Below are 1,637 nucleotides of genomic sequence, written 5' to 3'. Positions count from 1 at the left end.
CGCTTCCACCTCTGACCTATCAACCTGATCATCTTTCAGGGATCTTACTAGCTTACGCTATGGGAAATCTCATCTTGAGGGGGGCTTCATGCTTAGATGCTTTCAGCACTTATCCCTTCCGCACATAGCTACCCAGCGATGCCTTTGGCAAGACAACTGGTACACCAGCGGTGCGTCCATCCCGGTCCTCTCGTACTAAGGACAGCTCCTCTCAAATTTCCTACGCCCACGACGGATAGGGACCGAACTGTCTCACGACGTTCTGAACCCAGCTCGCGTACCGCTTTAATGGGCGAACAGCCCAACCCTTGGGACCGACTACAGCCCCAGGATGCGATGAGCCGACATCGAGGTGCCAAACCTCCCCGTCGATGTGGACTCTTGGGGGAGATAAGCCTGTTATCCCCGGGGTAGCTTTTATCCGTTGAGCGATGGCCCTTCCATGCGGAACCACCGGATCACTAAGCCCGACTTTCGTCCCTGCTCGACTTGTAGGTCTCGCAGTCAAGCTCCCTTGTGCCTTTACACTCTACGAATGATTTCCAACCATTCTGAGGGAACCTTTGGGCGCCTCCGTTACTTTTTAGGAGGCGACCGCCCCAGTCAAACTGCCCACCTGACACTGTCTCCCACCCCGATAAGGGGTGCGGGTTAGAATGTCAATACAGCCAGGGTAGTATCCCACCAATGCCTCCACCGAAGCTGGCGCTCCGGCTTCCAAGGCTCCTACCTATCCTGTACAAGCTGTACCAAAATTCAATATCAGGCTGCAGTAAAGCTCCACGGGGTCTTTCCGTCCTGTCGCGGGTAACCTGCATCTTCACAGGTACTATAATTTCACCGAGTCTCTCGTTGAGACAGTGCCCAGATCGTTACACCTTTCGTGCGGGTCGGAACTTACCCGACAAGGAATTTCGCTACCTTAGGACCGTTATAGTTACGGCCGCCGTTTACTGGGGCTTCAATTCAGAGCTTCGCACTACACGTGCTAACCCCTCCTCTTAACCTTCCAGCACCGGGCAGGTGTCAGCCCCTATACTTCGCCTTGCGGCTTCGCAGAGACCTGTGTTTTTGCTAAACAGTCGCCTGGGCCTATTCACTGCGGCTCTCTCGGGCTTTAACACCCAAAAGAGCACCCCTTCTCCCGAAGTTACGGGGTCATTTTGCCGAGTTCCTTAACGAGAGTTCTCTCGCTCACCTTAGGATTCTCTCCTCGCCTACCTGTGTCGGTTTGCGGTACGGGCACCCTAAACCTCGCTAGAGGCTTTTCTTGGCAGTGTGGAATCAGGAACTTCGGTACTATATTTCCCTCGCCGTCACAACTCAGCCTTATATGGTAACGGGATTTGCCTCATTACCAGCCTAATTGCTTGGACGTGCTAATCCAACAGCACGCTTACCCTATCCTCCTGCGTCCCCCCATTGCTCAAACGGTTTATAGGTGGTACAGGAATATCAACCTGTTGTCCATCGCCTACGCTTTTCAGCCTCGGCTTAGGTCCCGACTAACCCTGAGTGGACGAGCCTTCCTCAGGAAACCTTAGGCATACGGTGGATGAGATTCTCACTCATCTTTCGCTACTCATACCGGCATTCTCACTTCTAATCGCTCCACCAGTCCTTCCGGTCTAGCTTCG

General features: G+C 53.6%; 1 rRNA gene (running past one end of the window). It reads right to left on the bottom strand.

The features are described from left to right. Nucleotides 1–1,637 (bottom strand): 23S ribosomal RNA (locus tag F9279_RS24670); its annotated part runs 1,311 nt beyond the window's last position; the annotation flags it as partial.

This window comes from Bacillus sp. B1-b2, assembly GCF_009183415.1.
In the GTDB taxonomy this organism is placed as follows: domain Bacteria; phylum Bacillota; class Bacilli; order Bacillales; family Cytobacillaceae; genus Niallia.
Note: the sequence above shows the minus strand (reverse complement) of the source record. Positions and strands in the feature narration are given on the sequence as shown.